The sequence below is a fragment of the Planosporangium flavigriseum genome, assembly GCF_011947225.1.
GTDB lineage: Bacteria > Actinomycetota > Actinomycetes > Mycobacteriales > Micromonosporaceae > Planosporangium > Planosporangium flavigriseum.
This window is the reverse complement of sequence record NZ_JAATVW010000003.1, coordinates 390,689-405,720: the sequence shown is the minus strand read 5'-3', so window position 1 is coordinate 405,720 and position 15,032 is coordinate 390,689. Positions and strand designations below refer to the sequence as shown.

General features: G+C 69.4%; 18 protein-coding genes. 9 read left to right on the top strand and 9 right to left on the bottom strand.

What is annotated here, in order from left to right:
- The 4 genes from HC028_RS06965 (at position 1) to HC028_RS06950 (ending at position 3,233) form a co-directional block, all read left to right on the top strand.
- Positions 1-912 carry a F0F1 ATP synthase subunit gamma gene (locus HC028_RS06965; RefSeq protein WP_168074142.1) on the top strand — a complete coding sequence of 304 codons (912 nt, stop codon included), beginning with the start codon at positions 1-3 and terminating at the stop codon, positions 910-912.
- The gene (gene atpD / locus HC028_RS06960; protein ID WP_168074139.1) at positions 912-2,342 is read left to right on the top strand and encodes a F0F1 ATP synthase subunit beta; all 1,431 of its coding nucleotides are present in this window, start codon (positions 912-914) and stop codon (positions 2,340-2,342) included. The genes HC028_RS06965 and atpD overlap by 1 nt, the downstream gene beginning before the upstream one ends.
- Positions 2,343-2,489: 147 nt before the next feature.
- Positions 2,490-2,777, top strand: coding sequence for a F0F1 ATP synthase subunit epsilon (locus HC028_RS06955; protein ID WP_168074137.1), 288 nt, complete (start codon positions 2,490-2,492; stop codon positions 2,775-2,777).
- Positions 2,778-2,792: 15 nt separating this feature from the next.
- On the top strand, positions 2,793-3,233 hold the full coding sequence (locus HC028_RS06950; protein WP_168074134.1) for a DUF2550 domain-containing protein: 441 nt from the start codon (positions 2,793-2,795) through the stop codon (positions 3,231-3,233).
- On the opposite strand, the gene HC028_RS06945 is transcribed toward HC028_RS06950, so the two are convergent.
- Positions 3,230-3,622 carry a VOC family protein gene (locus HC028_RS06945; protein ID WP_168074132.1) on the bottom strand — a complete coding sequence of 131 codons (393 nt, stop codon included), beginning with the start codon at positions 3,620-3,622 and terminating at the stop codon, positions 3,230-3,232. The genes HC028_RS06950 and HC028_RS06945 overlap by 4 nt on opposite strands.
- A gap of 8 nt (positions 3,623-3,630) precedes the next feature.
- Positions 3,631-4,206 carry a cob(I)yrinic acid a,c-diamide adenosyltransferase gene (locus HC028_RS06940; RefSeq protein WP_168074130.1) on the bottom strand — a complete coding sequence of 192 codons (576 nt, stop codon included), beginning with the start codon at positions 4,204-4,206 and terminating at the stop codon, positions 3,631-3,633.
- A 29-nt stretch (positions 4,207-4,235) separates the two neighbouring features.
- Here HC028_RS06940 and murA point away from each other — a divergent pair, with 29 nt between their 5' ends.
- On the top strand, positions 4,236-5,522 hold the full coding sequence (murA, locus tag HC028_RS06935) for a UDP-N-acetylglucosamine 1-carboxyvinyltransferase (protein ID WP_168074128.1): 1,287 nt from the start codon (positions 4,236-4,238) through the stop codon (positions 5,520-5,522).
- Here the strand turns inward: murA and HC028_RS06930 are convergent.
- Entirely contained in the window at positions 5,519-5,887 is a 369-nt protein-coding gene (locus HC028_RS06930) for a hypothetical protein (protein ID WP_168074126.1), read from the bottom strand. The two genes, murA and HC028_RS06930, sit on opposite strands and share 4 nt — an antisense overlap.
- Before the next feature lie 224 nt (positions 5,888-6,111).
- On the opposite strand from HC028_RS06930, the gene HC028_RS06925 reads away from it, so the two are divergent.
- Complete coding sequence (locus HC028_RS06925) at positions 6,112-6,960, top strand: 3-hydroxyacyl-CoA dehydrogenase family protein (protein ID WP_168074124.1); 849 nt, start codon at positions 6,112-6,114, stop codon at positions 6,958-6,960.
- A 63-nt stretch (positions 6,961-7,023) separates the two neighbouring features.
- Here the strand turns inward: HC028_RS06925 and HC028_RS06920 are convergent, their stop codons facing one another.
- Together HC028_RS06920 and HC028_RS06915 are read right to left on the bottom strand one after the other, a co-directional pair.
- Positions 7,024-7,857: an ABC transporter permease gene (locus HC028_RS06920; RefSeq protein WP_168074122.1), complete on the bottom strand. Its 834-nt coding sequence runs from the start codon at positions 7,855-7,857 to the stop codon at positions 7,024-7,026.
- Entirely contained in the window at positions 7,854-8,723 is an 870-nt protein-coding gene (locus HC028_RS06915; RefSeq protein WP_168074120.1) for an ABC transporter ATP-binding protein, read from the bottom strand. Before HC028_RS06915 ends, HC028_RS06920 begins: the two co-directional genes overlap by 4 nt.
- Positions 8,724-8,898: 175 nt before the next feature.
- Here HC028_RS06915 and HC028_RS06910 point away from each other — a divergent pair, with 175 nt between their 5' ends.
- Together HC028_RS06910 and HC028_RS06905 are read left to right on the top strand one after the other, a co-directional pair.
- Positions 8,899-10,905: a protein meaA gene (locus HC028_RS06910; RefSeq protein WP_168074118.1), complete on the top strand. Its 2,007-nt coding sequence runs from the start codon at positions 8,899-8,901 to the stop codon at positions 10,903-10,905.
- Between the two features lie 156 nt (positions 10,906-11,061).
- Complete coding sequence (locus HC028_RS06905; RefSeq protein WP_168074116.1) at positions 11,062-11,559, top strand: phosphatase PAP2 family protein; 498 nt, start codon at positions 11,062-11,064, stop codon at positions 11,557-11,559.
- A gap of 239 nt (positions 11,560-11,798) precedes the next feature.
- Here HC028_RS06905 and HC028_RS06900 read toward each other — a convergent pair whose 3' ends face one another.
- From HC028_RS06900 to HC028_RS06890, 3 genes are read right to left on the bottom strand one after another with little or no spacing between them, the layout of a single operon-like run.
- A complete protein-coding gene (locus HC028_RS06900; RefSeq protein WP_275408254.1) occupies positions 11,799-12,713 on the bottom strand; it encodes a polysaccharide deacetylase family protein in 915 nt (304 codons plus the stop codon).
- Positions 12,714-12,735: 22 nt separating this feature from the next.
- A complete protein-coding gene (locus tag HC028_RS06895) occupies positions 12,736-13,359 on the bottom strand; it encodes a DUF4126 domain-containing protein (protein WP_168074114.1) in 624 nt (207 codons plus the stop codon).
- Between the two features lie 33 nt (positions 13,360-13,392).
- Complete coding sequence (locus HC028_RS06890) at positions 13,393-13,803, bottom strand: DUF4259 domain-containing protein (RefSeq protein WP_168074112.1); 411 nt, start codon at positions 13,801-13,803, stop codon at positions 13,393-13,395.
- 73 nt (positions 13,804-13,876) lie between these two features.
- On the opposite strand from HC028_RS06890, the gene nucS reads away from it, so the two are divergent.
- Positions 13,877-14,536: an endonuclease NucS gene (nucS, locus tag HC028_RS06885; RefSeq protein ID WP_168074110.1), complete on the top strand. Its 660-nt coding sequence runs from the start codon at positions 13,877-13,879 to the stop codon at positions 14,534-14,536.
- Here nucS and HC028_RS06880 read toward each other — a convergent pair.
- On the bottom strand, positions 14,508-15,014 hold the full coding sequence (locus tag HC028_RS06880; protein ID WP_168074108.1) for an ATP-binding protein: 507 nt from the start codon (positions 15,012-15,014) through the stop codon (positions 14,508-14,510). The genes nucS and HC028_RS06880 overlap by 29 nt on opposite strands.
- Positions 15,015-15,032: the final 18 nt, after the last annotated feature.

The following is a 15,032-nucleotide window of genomic DNA, read 5'->3' as shown; positions in this document are numbered from 1 at the left end:
ATGGCCCAGATCCAACAGCTGCGTCGGCGGGTCCGCTCGACCCGCTCGACCGCGAAGATCACCAAGGCGCAGGAGCTCGTCGCCACGAGCCGGATCGCCAAGGCGCAGGAGCGGGTCGAGGCGGCCCGCCCCTACGCCGAGGCGATCACGGGCGTGCTGACGGCGCTCGCCAGCAACGCCAACATCGACCACCCGCTGCTCGTTCCTCGGCAGCGGGTGCGTCGGGCGGGCGTGCTCGTGGTGACCAGCGACCGGGGCCTCGCCGGCCCGTACAACGCCAACGCCCTCCGTACGGCCGAGGAGCTCATCTCCCGGTTGAAGGCGGACGGCAAGGAGGTCACGCTCTACGTCATCGGCCGCAAGGGCGTGTCGTACTACCGGTTCCGCGGTCGGGAGATCGCGGGTAGCTGGACCGGCTTCTCGGAGCGGCCGACCTTCGACGATGCCCGCGAGGTGGGCGAGTCGCTCATCGAGGCGTTCGTGGCCGGTGCCGACGGTGAGAACGGCGACGGCGGGCGGGGCGTGGACGAGCTGCACATGGTCTCGACGCAGTTCAAGTCCCTCATGACCCAGGAGCCGGTCGCCCGGTTCCTGGCGCCCATGCAGGTCGAGGAGCGCGAGCAGACCGGGCCGATGCCGGCCTACGAGTTCGAGCCCGAGCCGGACGAGCTGCTCGACGCGCTGCTGCCGAAGTACATCAACACGCGCATCTACGCGGCGTTGCTGGACTCGGCGGCGAGTGAGTCGGCCTCCCGGCGGCGGGCCATGAAGAGCGCCACGGACAACGCGGAAGAGATGATCAAGACCCTGACGCGCCAGATGAACTCGGCGCGCCAGGCGGCGATCACCCAGGAGATCAGCGAGATCGTCGGCGGCGCGAACGCGCTCGCTTCGGCGGGAGATGAAGTGTGATGACTGCTGCTGTAGAGACACAGACCGGCGTGGGCCGCGTCGTCCGGGTCATCGGCCCGGTCGTCGACGCCGAGTTCCCGCGCGACGCGATGCCCGAGATCTTCAACGCGCTGCACGTTGACGTCGAGCTGGCCGAGGGTCGTCGTACCCTGACGCTCGAGGTCGCCCAGCACCTCGGCGAGAACATGATCCGCGCGATCGCGATGCAGCCGACCGACGGACTGGTCCGCGGCACCGAGGTCAAGGACACCGGCTCGGCGATCAGCGTGCCGGTCGGTGACGTGACCCAGGGCCACGTGTTCAACGCCCTCGGCCAGGTCCTCAACGCGGACGAGAGCAAGCTCGAGATCACCGAGCGCTGGCCGATCCACCGCGAGCCCCCGAAGTTCGCCGACCTCGAGCCGAAGACCGAGATGCTGGAGACCGGCATCAAGGTGATCGACCTGCTCGCCCCGTACGTCAAGGGTGGCAAGATCGGTCTGTTCGGTGGTGCCGGCGTGGGCAAGACGGTGCTCATCCAGGAGATGATCATCCGAGTTGCCCGTAACTTCGGTGGTACCTCGGTCTTCGCCGGCGTGGGTGAGCGCACCCGCGAAGGCAACGACCTGATCCTGGAGATGGACGAGTCCGGCGTTCTCGGCCGGACCGCGCTGGTCTTCGGTCAGATGGACGAGCCGCCGGGCACCCGTCTGCGGGTCGCGCTCGCGGCGCTGACGATGGCCGAGTACTTCCGGGACGTCAAGAACCAGGAGGTGCTGCTCTTCATCGACAACATCTTCCGGTACACCCAGGCCGGTTCGGAGGTGTCCACCCTGCTCGGCCGTATGCCGTCCGCGGTGGGTTACCAGCCGACCCTGGCCGACGAGATGGGCCAGCTGCAGGAGCGGATCACCTCCGTCCGGGGCCGGGCCATCACGTCCTTGCAGGCGATCTACGTGCCCGCCGACGACTACACCGACCCGGCGCCGGCCACCACGTTCGCCCACCTGGACGCGACGACCAACCTCGAGCGGTCGATCTCGGACAAGGGCATCTACCCGGCCGTTGACCCGCTGGCCTCCAGCTCGCGGATCCTCGCGCCCGAGTACGTCGGCCAGGAGCACTACAGCGTCGCGCGCGGTGTGCAGCAGATCCTCCAGCGGTACCGGGACCTGCAGGACATCATCGCCATCCTCGGTATGGACGAGCTCTCCGAGGAAGACAAGATCGTGGTGGGCCGCGCCCGCCGGATCGAGCGCTTCCTGTCGCAGAACACGTACGCCGCCGAGCAGTTCACCGGTACGCCGGGCTCGACCGTCCCGCTGAAGGAGACGATCGAGGCGTTCAAGAAGATCAGCGAGGGCGAGTACGACCAGTTCCCGGAGCAGGCCTTCTTCATGTGCGGTGGGCTCGAGGACCTCGAGCGCAAGGCGCACGAGTTGATGAAGTAACACGTTGTGACGACGGGGTCGGCTCTCAGGTGGGGGCCGACCCCTTCGTTCATGCCGGCGGTCACGCACCGTCGGCCCCCATGGCCCGACGGCCAGCAGGATTGATTACACTCGGACGATCCCGTCCTGGCGCTAGAGGAGAACCAAGTGGCGAGGCAGGTGCACGTCGAGGTCGTGTCCGTTGAGGAGAAGGTGTGGTCCGGCGACGCCGACATGCTGATCGCCCGGACGACCGAGGGTGAGCTCGGTGTCATGCCCGGTCACGCTCCGCTGCTGGGCCAGCTGGCTGAGCCGAGCAAGGTACGTATCAAGCTTCCGGGCGGCGGCGAGCAGGCCTACGACGTCTCCGGCGGGTTCCTGTCGGTGACCGAAGACAGCGTCACCGTCCTCGCCGAGGACTGTGCACCAGCGACCACGCCAGCCGCGGCGCACTGACCCGGGACGACGCCGATGAGGGTCTTGGAAGGGATCGGCATCGGTGTGTTCGTCCTGCTGCTCGCGCTGGGAGTGCTGTTTCTCCGGCGTGGTTTCATCGCCCGCAGCGTCGGCACCATCGAGCTGAGCTGGCGACTGTCCACCGTTGTGCCCGGCCGGGGCTGGTCGCCCGGCATCGGCCGGTTCGCCGGGGACGAACTCCGGTGGTATCGGATGTTCAGCTTCTCGCTGCGCCCCCGGCGCACGCTCTCCCGCCGTGCGGTGGAGATCGAGAGCCGCCGGGTACCGGACGGCCCGGAGCGGCTCGTGCTGGCGCCTGACTGGGTGGTCGTCCGCTGCGTCAGTGACAGCACGTCTATCGAGATCGCGATGGCGGAGTCGACGCTCGCCGGCTTCCTGTCCTGGATCGAGGCCGTTCCTCCGGGGGCGGTCTCGACACGTATAGCGGCCCGTTAGCTCGCCACCAGTTCCACCTCGAAACCGTCCCGGTCCACCAGGAAGGCCGCGTAGTGGTCGGGGCCTCCGGCGTACGGGTACCGGTCCGCGAACAGCGGTTCCCAGCCGTGCGCCGGCGCCTCGGCTGCGAGGGCGTCGACGTTCTCGCGGGGGCCGGCGTGCAGGGCCAGGTGGTTGAGGCCGGGCCGGTGCCGGTCGTGCTCTGCTGCGTTCAGCGCCGGTGTCCGCTCGACCACGATGTAGACCTCGTCGAGCCGCCAGGACCGGCCGGCGTCCCAGCGCTGGTAGGACTGCCAGCCGAGCGATTCGAGCAGCCAACCCCAGCTCGCCTCGGCGCGAGCGAGATCGGGTACCCAGAGCTCGACGTGGTGGATCCCCTTCTTGATCATGGAGAGGGTCATACGCGTTCGCCGCCGGGTAGCCACTTCACGTCGCCGTCCGGGTTCGCCACGCGGCACAGGATGAACAGCAGATCCGACAGGCGGTTGAGGTACTTCGCCGTCAGCGTGTTCGTACGCTCCGGGTCAGCCTCGATGGCTGCCCACGCCGAGCGCTCGGCCCGCCGGCACACCACCCGTGCGACGTGCAGCAGCGCCGCACCCGGCGTTCCGCCGGGCAGGATGAAGGAGTCCAACTTGGACAGACGGGCGTTGTGCTCGTCACACCAGCCCTCGAGCCGGGTGATGTAGTCCTCGGTCACCCGCAGGGGCGGATACTCCGGCTCGGCAACGATCGGGTTGCACAGATCGGCGCCGACATCGAAAAGATCGTTCTGCACGATCGTGATGACTCGTCGCAGGTCATCGGGGAGTTGACCGAGCGCGAGGGCCACGCCGAGCGCGGCGTTGCACTCTTCGGCGTCGGCATAGGCGGCGATGCGAGGGTGGGTCTTCGGCACCCGGCTGAAGTCGCCCAGACCGGTGGTGCCGGCATCGCCGGTTTTCGTGTAGATGCGGGTCAGGTGGACGGCCATGGCTGCAAGCGTACGGATGCCGCCTTACGATGGCCGGCGTGGACCTGATCCGTGTCGTCGGTGGCGCTCGTCTCGCCGGCGAAGTACCTGTGGTGGGCGCGAAGAACTCCGCCCTCAAGCTCATGGCCGCGGCGCTACTCGCGCCCGGCCGTACCGTGGTGACGAACGTGCCGCGCATCACCGACATCGCCATCATGGCGGAGGTGCTGCGCCGCCTCGGCTGTGACGTGACGGTCGACGGCAACCAGGCCGTGATCGACACTCCTGGCGTTCTGGGCAGCGAGGCCGACTACGACCTCGTTCGCCGGCTGCGCGCCTCCATCTGTGTGCTCGGCCCGTTGGTGGCGCGGTGCGGCTATGTGCGGGTCGCCTATCCGGGCGGCGACGCGATCGGTTCCCGCGGCCTGGACATGCACGTCGACGGATTACGCCGGATGGGCGCCGAGGTCACCAGCGAGCACGGCTTCGTCATCGCGTCGGCGCCCCGGCTGCACGGCGCGACGATCTGGCTGGACTTCCCGAGCGTGGGCGCCACTGAGAACCTGCTGATGGCGGCCGTCCTGGCCAAGGGCACCACGGAGATCGACAACGCCGCGCGGGAGCCGGAGATCGTCGACATCTGCGACATGCTCACCGCGATGGGCGCGAAGATCGACGGCGTCGGTACGTCACAGCTCGTCATCGAGGGGGTCGACGAACTCCATCCGGTCGAGCACCGCACGATCGGGGACCGGATCGTCGCCGGCACGTGGGCCTTCGGCGCGGCCATGACCCGGGGCGACGTGACCGTCATCGGTGCCGAGCCGAGTCACCTCGAGATCGCCCTCGACAAGCTCACGACCGCGGGCGCGCGGGTCGACGCGGGGGAGGGGCAGTTCCGGGTACGGATGGAGCGGCGCCCCACGGCGGTGGACATCGTCACGCTGCCGTTCCCGGGATTCGCCACCGACCTGCTGCCCATGGCGATCGGCCTGGCCTCGGTCAGCGACGGCGCCTCGCTGGTGACCGAGAACATCTTCGACGGGCGCTTCTCGTTCATCAACGAGATGGCGCGGCTGGGTGCCGACATCCGTACCGATGGCCACCACGCTGTCGTACGGGGTCGCGAGCGCCTGTCCGGTGCGCCGGTACGGGCGACGGACATCCGCGCCGGTGCCGGGCTCGTCATCGCCGGACTGTGCGCGGAGGGCGTGACCGAGGTCGGGGACGTGTTCCACATCGACCGCGGGTACCCGGACTTCGTCGCCGACCTGCGGGCGCTGGGCGTTTCGGTGGAGCGGGTCAGCGTCCCTGACGAGGAGCAGTTCGCGTTCTAGAGCACCCGGTTGACCATGCGGCGGGCCCGGTCGTACTCGTCCGGGAAGACCAGGACGCGGGTCAGCCCGTCGTTGCCGGTGGCGACCGTCGCGCGTACCCCTGCGGTGCCGAGCAGGTCGCGGATCGTTCGGCCGGTCTCCAGGTGGTCGACCAGGAGGACGGTGCGCAGTAGGCCGTAGTCGTCGAGGTTTGCCCGCTTGGCCGAGGTCCTCGCACGTCGGCGCCGGGCCCGCTGGCGGGGCAGTGTCTCCGTGACCGTTGGGCGTTGCCGGTCGGCGAGGGTGCGCAGCAGGGTGGCGAGCGCGAGGCCGGTGGCGAGCGCGATCAGCGCGGCGCCGACGAGAACGGCGAGATAGGCGATCACGGCGAGTCACCACTTTTCGTATTCATTCAAATGGCCAGATCGATGGCCTCGCGGAAGCGCCTTCCTTACCGCCGAGTAAGGTGCCTGGCGGACGCTGGTTGGTGCCGGCTTGCGTATGACTCCATCGTCCGGTGACGTCGAATTCAAAGCAGAATGCGACGGCGGATGGGGCGGAGCAACGCCGAACAGGACGGGCGGCGCCACGGATGAGGGAGGGTGTGCAGATGGCGGGTCGATTGGCGGTCATCGGGGCCGGTCTGATGGGGTCCGGAATCGCCCAGGTGGCGGCTCAGGCGGGCTGGGAGGTCACCCTGCGCGACCTGGACGACGCGGCGGTGCAGCGCGGCGTGTCGGGCATCCGCAAGTCACTGGAGAAGTTCGCCAGCAAGGGTGCGATCTCGACCGAGGACGTCGAGGCGGCGCTGGGTCGGATCACACCGACCACCGATCTGGAGGCGGCCGCGGACGCGGACATCGTCGTGGAGGCGGTGTTCGAACGCCTCGACATCAAGCAGGACGTCTTCCGTGAGCTGGACCGGATCTGCAAGACCGACGCCGTACTCGCGACGAACACGTCGGCGATCCCGGTGACCCAGATCGCGGCGGCGACCTCCCGGCCTGAGTCGGTCGTCGGCACCCACTTCTTCTCGCCCGTACCGATGATGAAGCTCTGCGAGTTGGTACGCGGCTTCAAGACCTCCGACGACACGCTCGCCCGGGCCCGCGCCTTCGCCGAGGAGATCGGCAAGACCTGCATCGTGGTCAACCGGGACATCGCCGGCTTCGTCACCACCCGGCTCATCGCCGCGCTCGTCGTAGAGGCGATCAAGCTGGTGGAGAGCGGGGTCGTCAGCCCCGAGGATCTCGACACGGCCTGCCAGCTCGGCTTCGGCCACGCGATGGGGCCGCTCGCGACCACCGACCTCACCGGCGTCGACGTGCTGCTGCACGCCACGAAGAACATCTACAACGACACCGCCGACGAGAAGTTCTTCCCGCCGGAGCTGCTGGCGCGCATGGTCACCGCCGGTGACCTGGGGCGCAAGACAGGTCAGGGCTTCTACAAGTACTGAGCCGCTTCAGCGATCGTGGACATGTAGGCCGGCCGTAGCCGGCCTACATGTCCACGATCGGCGCTAGTCCTTGTCGGTCCAGCGGAACGTCAGCAGGCACAGAATCAGGCCCGCGACGCACCACGCGGCCAGGACCAGCGCGACCCGGCCCAGCTCCCACGAGTGCGCCACCTCGCGGGCCGCGAACTCCTCGGGCAGGAACACCGACCGCAGCCCCTGGGCGATCCACTTCAGCGGGAAGAACGCCGCGATCTGCTGCATCCAGCCCGGCAGGCCGGTGTACACGAAGAACACCCCGGAGATGAACTGCAGCACCAGCGCCACCGGGGTCGTCATCGACGGCGCCGCCCGCCCGGTGCGGGCCAGCGACGAGTACGCGATGCCGAGCAGCGTGCAGGCGGTGACGCCGAGCAGGCTCACCCAGGCGAACGTGAACCACTTCGTGGCGGTGTCCGGCAGGGCCAGGCCGTAGAAGGCGACCGCCATGGCCAGCAGGATCGCCGTGGAGATGGCGCTGACCACCAGGACCATCACGATCTTGCCGATGAAGTACGCCGACCGCGGCATCGGTGTGCCGACCAGCCGCTTCAGGACGCCCCGGCTGCGTTCGATCGGGATCTGGATCGCCAGGTTCTGGAAGCCGGTCGCGAGCAGGCCGGAGGCGATCATGCCGGTGACGAAGTACTGCGTCCAGCTCACGCCGCCGCCCGCGTCGCCGTGGAAGGCGGCCCCGAAGATCAGCACGATGAGCACCGGGAAGAGCAGCGTGAAGATCAGGTACGGCCGCGTACGCGCGAACTGCTTGAGCTCGAGCGCGCCTCGGCTCAGTCCCAGGCTCAGGGCGCCGGGGCGGCGACGTGCCGCACGGGCGACCGGCTGGTCGACGACCGTGCTCATGCCGCTTCCTCCTTGCTGATCGCGTTCTTGTCGATCATCGCCAGGTAGACGTCTTCCAGGGTGGGCCGGGTCACCGTCAGCCCCGGCACCTCACCGCCGAACCGCTCGGCCAGGGCGGCCACCACCGCCGTCGGGGCGTTCGTACGCTCGGACTCCGGGCCGTTCGGACCCTGCCAGCTGACGGTCGCCATCGCATTGCGCCGGTCGCCTAGCTCCGCCGGGGTGGCGAGGGCCACCATCCGGCCCCGGGCGATGACGCCCACCCGGTCGGCGAGGGCCTCGGCCTCGTCCAGATAGTGGGTGGTGAGCAGGATCGTGGTGCCGGCGGCGGCCAGGTCGCGGATCAACCCCCAGAACTCCCGGCGCGCCTCCGGGTCGAAGCCGGTGGTCGGCTCGTCGAGGAAGAGCAGCTCTGGCCGGCCGATGATGCCGAGCGCGACGTCGAGGCGGCGCTTCTGGCCGCCCGACAGTTTCTCCGCCCGGGCGTCGCGCTTCTCAGTCAGGCCGACCCGGTCGATCACCTTGTCCGGGTCGTCGGCGCCGGCGTAGTACCGGGCGAAGTGGTGCACCACCTCGGCGACCGTGAGCTCCTCGAACTCACCCGTGCTCTGCAGCACGATGCCGACCCGGGAACGCCACGCGGGGGTCGCGTTGCGGGGGTCGGTGCCCAGTACGCGTACCTCGCCGCCGTCGGCCCGCCGGAAACCCTCCAGGATCTCCACGGTCGTGGTCTTGCCCGCGCCGTTCGGGCCGAGCAGCGCGAAAACTTCGCCTCGCGGTATCGCGAGATCAAGTCCGTCGACGGCGACGGTGCGGCCGTACGCCTTGCGTAGGCCCCGCACCGAGATCGCCAAATTTTCCGTCACGGCGTCCACTATCGCGCGCTCACGTCGGAAAATGCGGATCAGGGTCTTCATGATCACGACAATTTTCCGGCAGTTGCCGCCGCCGCATCGAAGCGGTGAGGATTGTCACGGGTCCAACCTAAGTTACCGCTTAGTAAAGTATGGCAACGGCAGCCCGGAACCGCGGAGGTTCGTCATGTCCAATGCAAGCCGGCTAGAGCAGTCCGACCGGCCGTGGGTGATGCGTACCTACGCCGGGCACTCCTCTGCCGCGGCCAGTAACGCGCTCTTCCGCCGCAATCTCGCCAAGGGGCAGACGGGCCTCTCGGTCGCGTTCGACCTGCCCACGCAGACCGGGTACGACCCCGATCATGAGATGGCCCGCGGCGAGGTGGGGCGGGTCGGGGTGCCGATCGCCCATCTCGGCGATGCCCGCGCTCTCTTCGACGGCATCGATCTCGCCGCCGCGAACACCTCCATGACGATCAACGCGCCGGCGATGTGGCTGCTCGCGCTGTACGTCAGCGTCGCGGACGAGCAGGGCGCCCCGCGCGAGAAGCTCGCCGGCACGACCCAGAACGACATCGTCAAGGAGTACCTGTCCCGCGGGACCTACATCTTCCCGCCGGGGCCGTCGCTGCGGCTCACTACCGACGTCATCGCGTGGACCGTGACCAACTGTCCCAAGTGGAACCCGGTCAACATCTGCTCGTACCACCTGCAGGAGGCCGGTGCGACGCCGGTCCAGGAGGTGGCCTTCGCCCTGGCCACCGCGATCGCCGTCCTCGACGCGGTGCGCGACTCCGGGCAGGTCCCGGCCGACCAGATCGGCCGGGTGGTCGAACGGATCTCGTTCTTCGTCAACGCCGGCGTGCGCTTCGTCGAGGAGATGGCGAAGATGCGCGCCTTTGGCCAGCTGTGGGACGAGATCACGCGCGAGCGGTACGGGGTGACGGACGCCAAGCAGCGCCGCTTCCGGTACGGCGTACAGGTCAACTCGCTCGGCCTGACCGAGGCGCAGCCGGAGAACAACATCCAGCGCATCGTGCTGGAGATGCTGGGCGTGACCCTGTCGCGCAACGCCCGCGCCCGTGCGGTGCAGCTGCCGGCCTGGAACGAGGCGCTCGGCCTGCCCCGCCCGTGGGACCAGCAGTGGTCGCTGCGCATGCAGCAGGTCCTCGCGTTCGAGTCGGACCTCCTGCAGTACCCGGACCTCTTCGACGGCTCCCACGTGGTCGAGGCGCTGGTCTCCGAGATCGTCGACGGCGCCCGGGCCGAGTTGCAGACCGTCCTCGACATGGGCGGCGTGGTCGCCGCCGTCGAGACCGGCTACCTCAAGAGCGCGCTCGTCGCCTCGCTGGCGCAGCGGCGGGCGCGGATGGAGTCCGGCAACGACGTCGTCGTCGGGGTCAACAAGTTCACCGAGACCGAGCCGAGCCCGCTGACCGCGAGCGGCGCTGCCCACATCGAGCACGTCGACCCGGCCGTGGAGACCGCGGCGGCGGAGAGCGTGAAGGAGTGGCGGTCACGGCGTGACCAGGCCGCCGTCGACGCTGCTCTGGATCGGCTGCGGGCCGACGCCGCCGGTACGGCCAACCTGGTGGACGCCACGCTCGAATGCGTCCGCGTGGGCGTCACGACGGGGGAGTGGGCCGGGGCCCTGCGGGAGGTGTTCGGCGAGTACCGCGCGCCGACCGGCCTGAGCTCCGGCGGCGCGGCCACCGAGTCTTCCGCCGGCTCCGCGCTGGCTGAGGTCCGGGCTCGGGTACAGGCGACCGCGGCCGACCTGGGCGCCGCCCGGCTGCGGTTGCTCGTCGGCAAGCCGGGTCTGGACGGGCACTCCAACGGCGCCGAGCAGATCGCGGTCCGCGCCCGGGACGCCGGCTTCGAGGTCGTGTACCAGGGGATCCGGCTGACGGCCGCGCAGATCGTGTCCGCGGCGGTGGCCGAGGACGTCGACCTGGTCGGGCTGTCCGTACTCTCCGGTTCCCACCTGGACGCGGTGCCTGCGGTCCTCGACGGACTGCGTGCGGCCGGCCGGCCCGACCTGCCGGTCGTGGTCGGCGGCATCATCCCGTCCGACGACGCCGAGACGCTGCGCAAGGCCGGGGTGGCGCGGGTGTTCACGCCGAAGGACTTCGCGATCAACAACATCATGGACGAACTGGTGACCGTGGTCCGGGAGGCCAACGGGTTGGCGTGATCGCTGCGCGTTCTTCTTCTGCTTCTTCGTGAGGAGGGGAAGAACGCCGCAGGGCCGGTGGCGGAGCCGGTTTCCGGCGAGTCGATCGGGTGACCTTGAGTCGCGGGTGATCTAATCGGCCCCTACGTCTCGTAGGGATAGCTGGAGGAGTCTCGCGTGCATCAAGTGGTGACGGCCGTCGCTGAGTACCTGATTTTCGTGGTCGCGGTCGTCGCCGCGGCGGTCTGGTTCACGCTGCCGGCGCCCGACCGCTGGAAGCTGGCCGTGCGGGCGGCTTTCGCAGGGATCGTCACGCTCGCGATCGTGCAGGTCGCAAACCACCTGTACTACGACCCGCGCCCGTTCGTCGGCGGCCACGTGCACCCGTACTTCGCCCACGTCGCGGACAACGGCTTCCCGTCCGACCACACGGCGGTGGCGGCCGTCGCCGGCTTCGTGCTGTGGCCCTACCGCCGGCGGATCTCCGCCGTGCTGCTGGTCGCGGCCGCCTTCGTCGGTATCGCCCGCGTGGTGGCGCACGTGCATTCGCCGATCGACATCATCGCCGCGCTCGTCATCGCGGCCGTCGGCTCGGCGGTGGGGCTGTACCTGGGCGGGCTGGCCTGGAGCCGGTGGCAGGCCAGGACTGGGTGGCCCCGACCGCAGGGTTCCTGATGGACAACCGCCGGCTCGGGTGCGCTGTCGAGAGAGCGCTCGGGAGACTGCACGACCTGCGCAACCGGATCGCCCACCACGAGCCGATATACAACCGGCCGTTGAAAGACCTGCACAGTACGGCGCTGACCCTTGCCGAATGGACGTGTCCGGTGACCGCGGCGTGGATCGAGTCGCGTTGTGCGGTTCTCTCGGTTCTGGCCACCTGTCCGTGGAGCCGGTAGGCGTTGGTATCGCCGCTAGTGGCCGAGTAACTCCGAGAGCGTCACCGGTTGCAGTCCCCTGGCCCGTAGGCCGTCGAGGATCGGCGGCAGGGCCTCGTCGGTGAACTGCGCGTTCCCCTCCGTCACGTGCAGCACCACGATCGACCCGGGCCGTACTTGTGAGAGCACGGCATGCACGATCGGTGCCGCGGCGGTCGCGAACGGGTCGCCGCTGACCACGTCCCACTGGATCACCGTGATGCCGAGCGGGGCGAGGGCCTGCAGGGCGGCGTCGTCGTAGCAGCCGCCGGGGAAGCGGAAGTACCGCGTCTGGTGCCCGCCGAACGGCTCGATCACCCGGAAGGTGTGCGCCACGTCCTCGGTCATCCGGTTCGGCGGGATCTGGGGGAGGTGGTAGCAGTGCGGCGTGAAGCTCTCGTGCTTGTACGTGTGATTGCCGAGTTCGAAGAGCGGATTGGCGGCGAGCCGTCTGGTCACGTCCGGGTACCGCTCGGCCCATTTCCCGGTCAGGAAGAAGGTGGCCGGGAGCTGGCGGCTCTCCAGAGTTTCGATGATCTTGAGGTTCGCGTACGACGGAACCCGGCCGCTCGTGAGGTTGTAGAGCATCGAGTCGGTCATGTCGGCGTCGAAGGTGAGCGCCACCTTGTTGCCGGTGCGCGGGCCGTTGGTGACCACCGGCGGGCGCAGGCCGGCGCGGGTGGCGCCGGGCGGGCTGGTGGGGGAGGCGGAAGGCGGGCTGGTGGGGGAGGCGGAAGGCGGCACGGGAGCCGTCGGGTCGACGGAAGGGGCGACGGACGGGGCGACGGAAGGGGTGGCGGACGCCAACGGCCGATCGACCGGGGAACCGGAATCCGCGGTCGTATGCCGCGCACAGGCGCTGAGCGCCAGGGCGGCCGACACCGCCAGGAGGAGCAGCCGAGGGGTACGCACGGCGGCAAGGATCGCAGAAAGATCAGATTTTCGTGGCCCCGTTTTCAAGCCGCGCGGCCCGCTTCTCGGCCTTGCGCCGCCGCCGGCGTCGCCGCAGCGCCCAGAAGCCGGCGACCATCGCCACCAGGAGGGCTAGCACGAGTACCGGAACCAGGATCGCCACCAGCGACAGCGCGACGCTGCCGATGTCTTCGATCGTGCTCACCACCGGGGCGCCGAGCCCGGCGGTGGTGGTGTTGACGACCGGCCGCACCGACGCCTTCGCGCCGTGCACCGTCAGGGAGATCAGCACCCCGAGCGCGATCGGCACCCACTGGTGGCCGGAGAAGAATTGCCCGGGGTCGGTGACCATGACCGTCTGCGAGCCCGCCGCCGCACCGAAGGCCAGTCCGCCGGCGGTCGGTCGCACCACCGTCTGGACGACGTCGTTGACGTGGTCGACCACCGGCACCTTGTCGGCGACGAACTCGATCGCCAGCAGCAGCGCGAGGATCGCGATGACCCAGCCGTTGGTCAGCCACTGCCAGGATGGCGGAAGGGCGATCAGACCGCTGTACCGGGCGGACAGCCCCACAGCGAGGAGCGGAACGTACGCGTTGAGCCCCGCTGATGTCGCGAGACCGATTCCGGTCAGTGCTTCGAGCACGCCTCCAGCATGGCAGGGCCGGCCAAGCCGTGGTCAGCACAGCGAGTCGCGGACGTACTCCAGCGTCTCCACCGCGTCGTGCAGGTTGTTCGACTTCTCCCACAGTTTGTACCAGGCCGAGTCGGGCTCTTCGATGCGGTCGAGCGCGTCGTTCGCAAGCATCGGGTGGTCGGGCTGGAGCTTGGGCGGATCGTCGATGGTGAGGAACTCGGGCGCGTAGTCGGACTCGATCTGGGGGCCGCCGGGGCAGGCGGCGGCCACGACGGCGGCGGCCGCGAAGGCGCGGAAGGCCCGCACCGCGTCCACGGACTCTTCGGCGTCGACCGCCGCCTGCAGGGTCCGGCGGAGCATGACCAGTCGCTGGTCGGGGTCGGCGTCGTCCAGCTCGGTCGCGAACTCCTCGGCGACGTCGTTGTCGAACGGGGCGGTACCCCAGACGCGCATCGGACTCCCCTCCAGCCTCGACAACCGGCCGGTGGCGCTGCAGCGGCTGTCCGCTACTCGGTACCCTCTCCGGGTGCGACTAGTCATCGCCCGGTGCTCGGTGGATTACATCGGCCGGCTCACAGCCCACCTTCCGCTCGCGACCCGGCTGCTCATGGTCAAAGCCGATGGGTCGGTCTCCATCCACGCGGACGACCGCGCGTACAAACCCCTCAACTGGATGAGTCCGCCCTGTCGGGTGGAGGAGGCGCCCGGGGTGTGGCGGGTGGTCAACAAGGCCGGCGAGGAGCTGCGCATCACCATCGAGGAGGTGCTGCACGACACGTCGTACGAGCTGGGGGTCGACCCGGGCCTGATCAAGGACGGGGTCGAGGCGCACCTGCAGGAACTGCTGGCGGCGACCCCGACCGTGCTGGGGGAGGGCTACACGCTGATCCGGCGCGAGTACCCGACCGCGATCGGGCCGGTCGACCTGCTGTGCCGGGACGCTGCGGGGGCCACGGTTGCGGTGGAGATCAAGCGCCGCGGCGAGATCGACGGCGTGGAGCAGCTGACCCGGTACCTGGAGCTCCTCGGCCGCGATCCGCTGCTCGCCCCCGTCTCCGGCGTCTTCGCCGCGCAGGAGATCAAACCCCAGGCGAGGGTACTGGCCGAGGACCGCGGGATCCGCTGCGTCGTGCTCGACTACCACGCGCTGCGCGGCATCACCCGCGACGAGATGACGCTGTTCTGACCGGTTCCCCAACGCTCTCGTCCGTCGGGCAGTACTCGACCGTGAAGCCGCCTTGGCCGTCCGTGCGCACCTTGTACAGCTCGTCGAAGCCTTCGGCGTAGGACGGCCGTTTGAGGCGCTTCAGGGTTGAGAAGAGGCCCACGTTCGGGACCCGTTTGCGGCCCTCCCGCTGCGCGTTGCGCTCCAGCGAGATCTGCGGGTCGGGCGGGAACCAGTACCCGACGGCTTTGGCGCCCGCCTTGTGCGCCAGGTCGATCAGGGGTTCCCGTTCGTCGGGCGACGGGTTGGTGTTGTCGACGGCGACGTCCCGGCCGGCGGCCAGCGCCTCCCCGATCACGCGGCGCTGGCGCTGTTCGCGGTGCCGGGCGTGGGGCCAGTTGTCCTTGCTGACGTGCACGTGGCTGTCGGCCAGCTGGCGCTGGTAGAACGTTGACTTGCCCGACGCCTGCAGCCCGCTCAGGATCGCCACTTCGGCCATACCCGGCTGCTACCCGGA

Excerpts from the sequence above, each read along its gene's own strand:
- HC028_RS06965 (WP_168074142.1), top strand. The coding sequence starts at position 1 with ATGGCCCAGATCCAACAGCTGCGTCGGCGGGTCCGCTCGACCCGCTCG.
- atpD (WP_168074139.1), top strand. The coding sequence starts at position 912 with ATGACTGCTGCTGTAGAGACACAGACCGGCGTGGGCCGCGTCGTCCGG.
- HC028_RS06950 (WP_168074134.1), top strand. The coding sequence starts at position 2,793 with ATGAGGGTCTTGGAAGGGATCGGCATCGGTGTGTTCGTCCTGCTGCTC.
- HC028_RS06945 (WP_168074132.1), bottom strand. The coding sequence starts at position 3,622 with ATGATCAAGAAGGGGATCCACCACGTCGAGCTCTGGGTACCCGATCTC.
- HC028_RS06940 (WP_168074130.1), bottom strand. The coding sequence starts at position 4,206 with ATGGCCGTCCACCTGACCCGCATCTACACGAAAACCGGCGATGCCGGC.
- murA (WP_168074128.1), top strand. The coding sequence starts at position 4,236 with ATGGCCGGCGTGGACCTGATCCGTGTCGTCGGTGGCGCTCGTCTCGCC.
- HC028_RS06925 (WP_168074124.1), top strand. The coding sequence starts at position 6,112 with ATGGCGGGTCGATTGGCGGTCATCGGGGCCGGTCTGATGGGGTCCGGA.
- HC028_RS06920 (WP_168074122.1), bottom strand. The coding sequence starts at position 7,857 with ATGAGCACGGTCGTCGACCAGCCGGTCGCCCGTGCGGCACGTCGCCGC.
- HC028_RS06910 (WP_168074118.1), top strand. The coding sequence starts at position 8,899 with ATGTCCAATGCAAGCCGGCTAGAGCAGTCCGACCGGCCGTGGGTGATG.
- HC028_RS06890 (WP_168074112.1), bottom strand. The coding sequence starts at position 13,803 with ATGCGCGTCTGGGGTACCGCCCCGTTCGACAACGACGTCGCCGAGGAG.
- HC028_RS06880 (WP_168074108.1), bottom strand. The coding sequence starts at position 15,014 with ATGGCCGAAGTGGCGATCCTGAGCGGGCTGCAGGCGTCGGGCAAGTCA.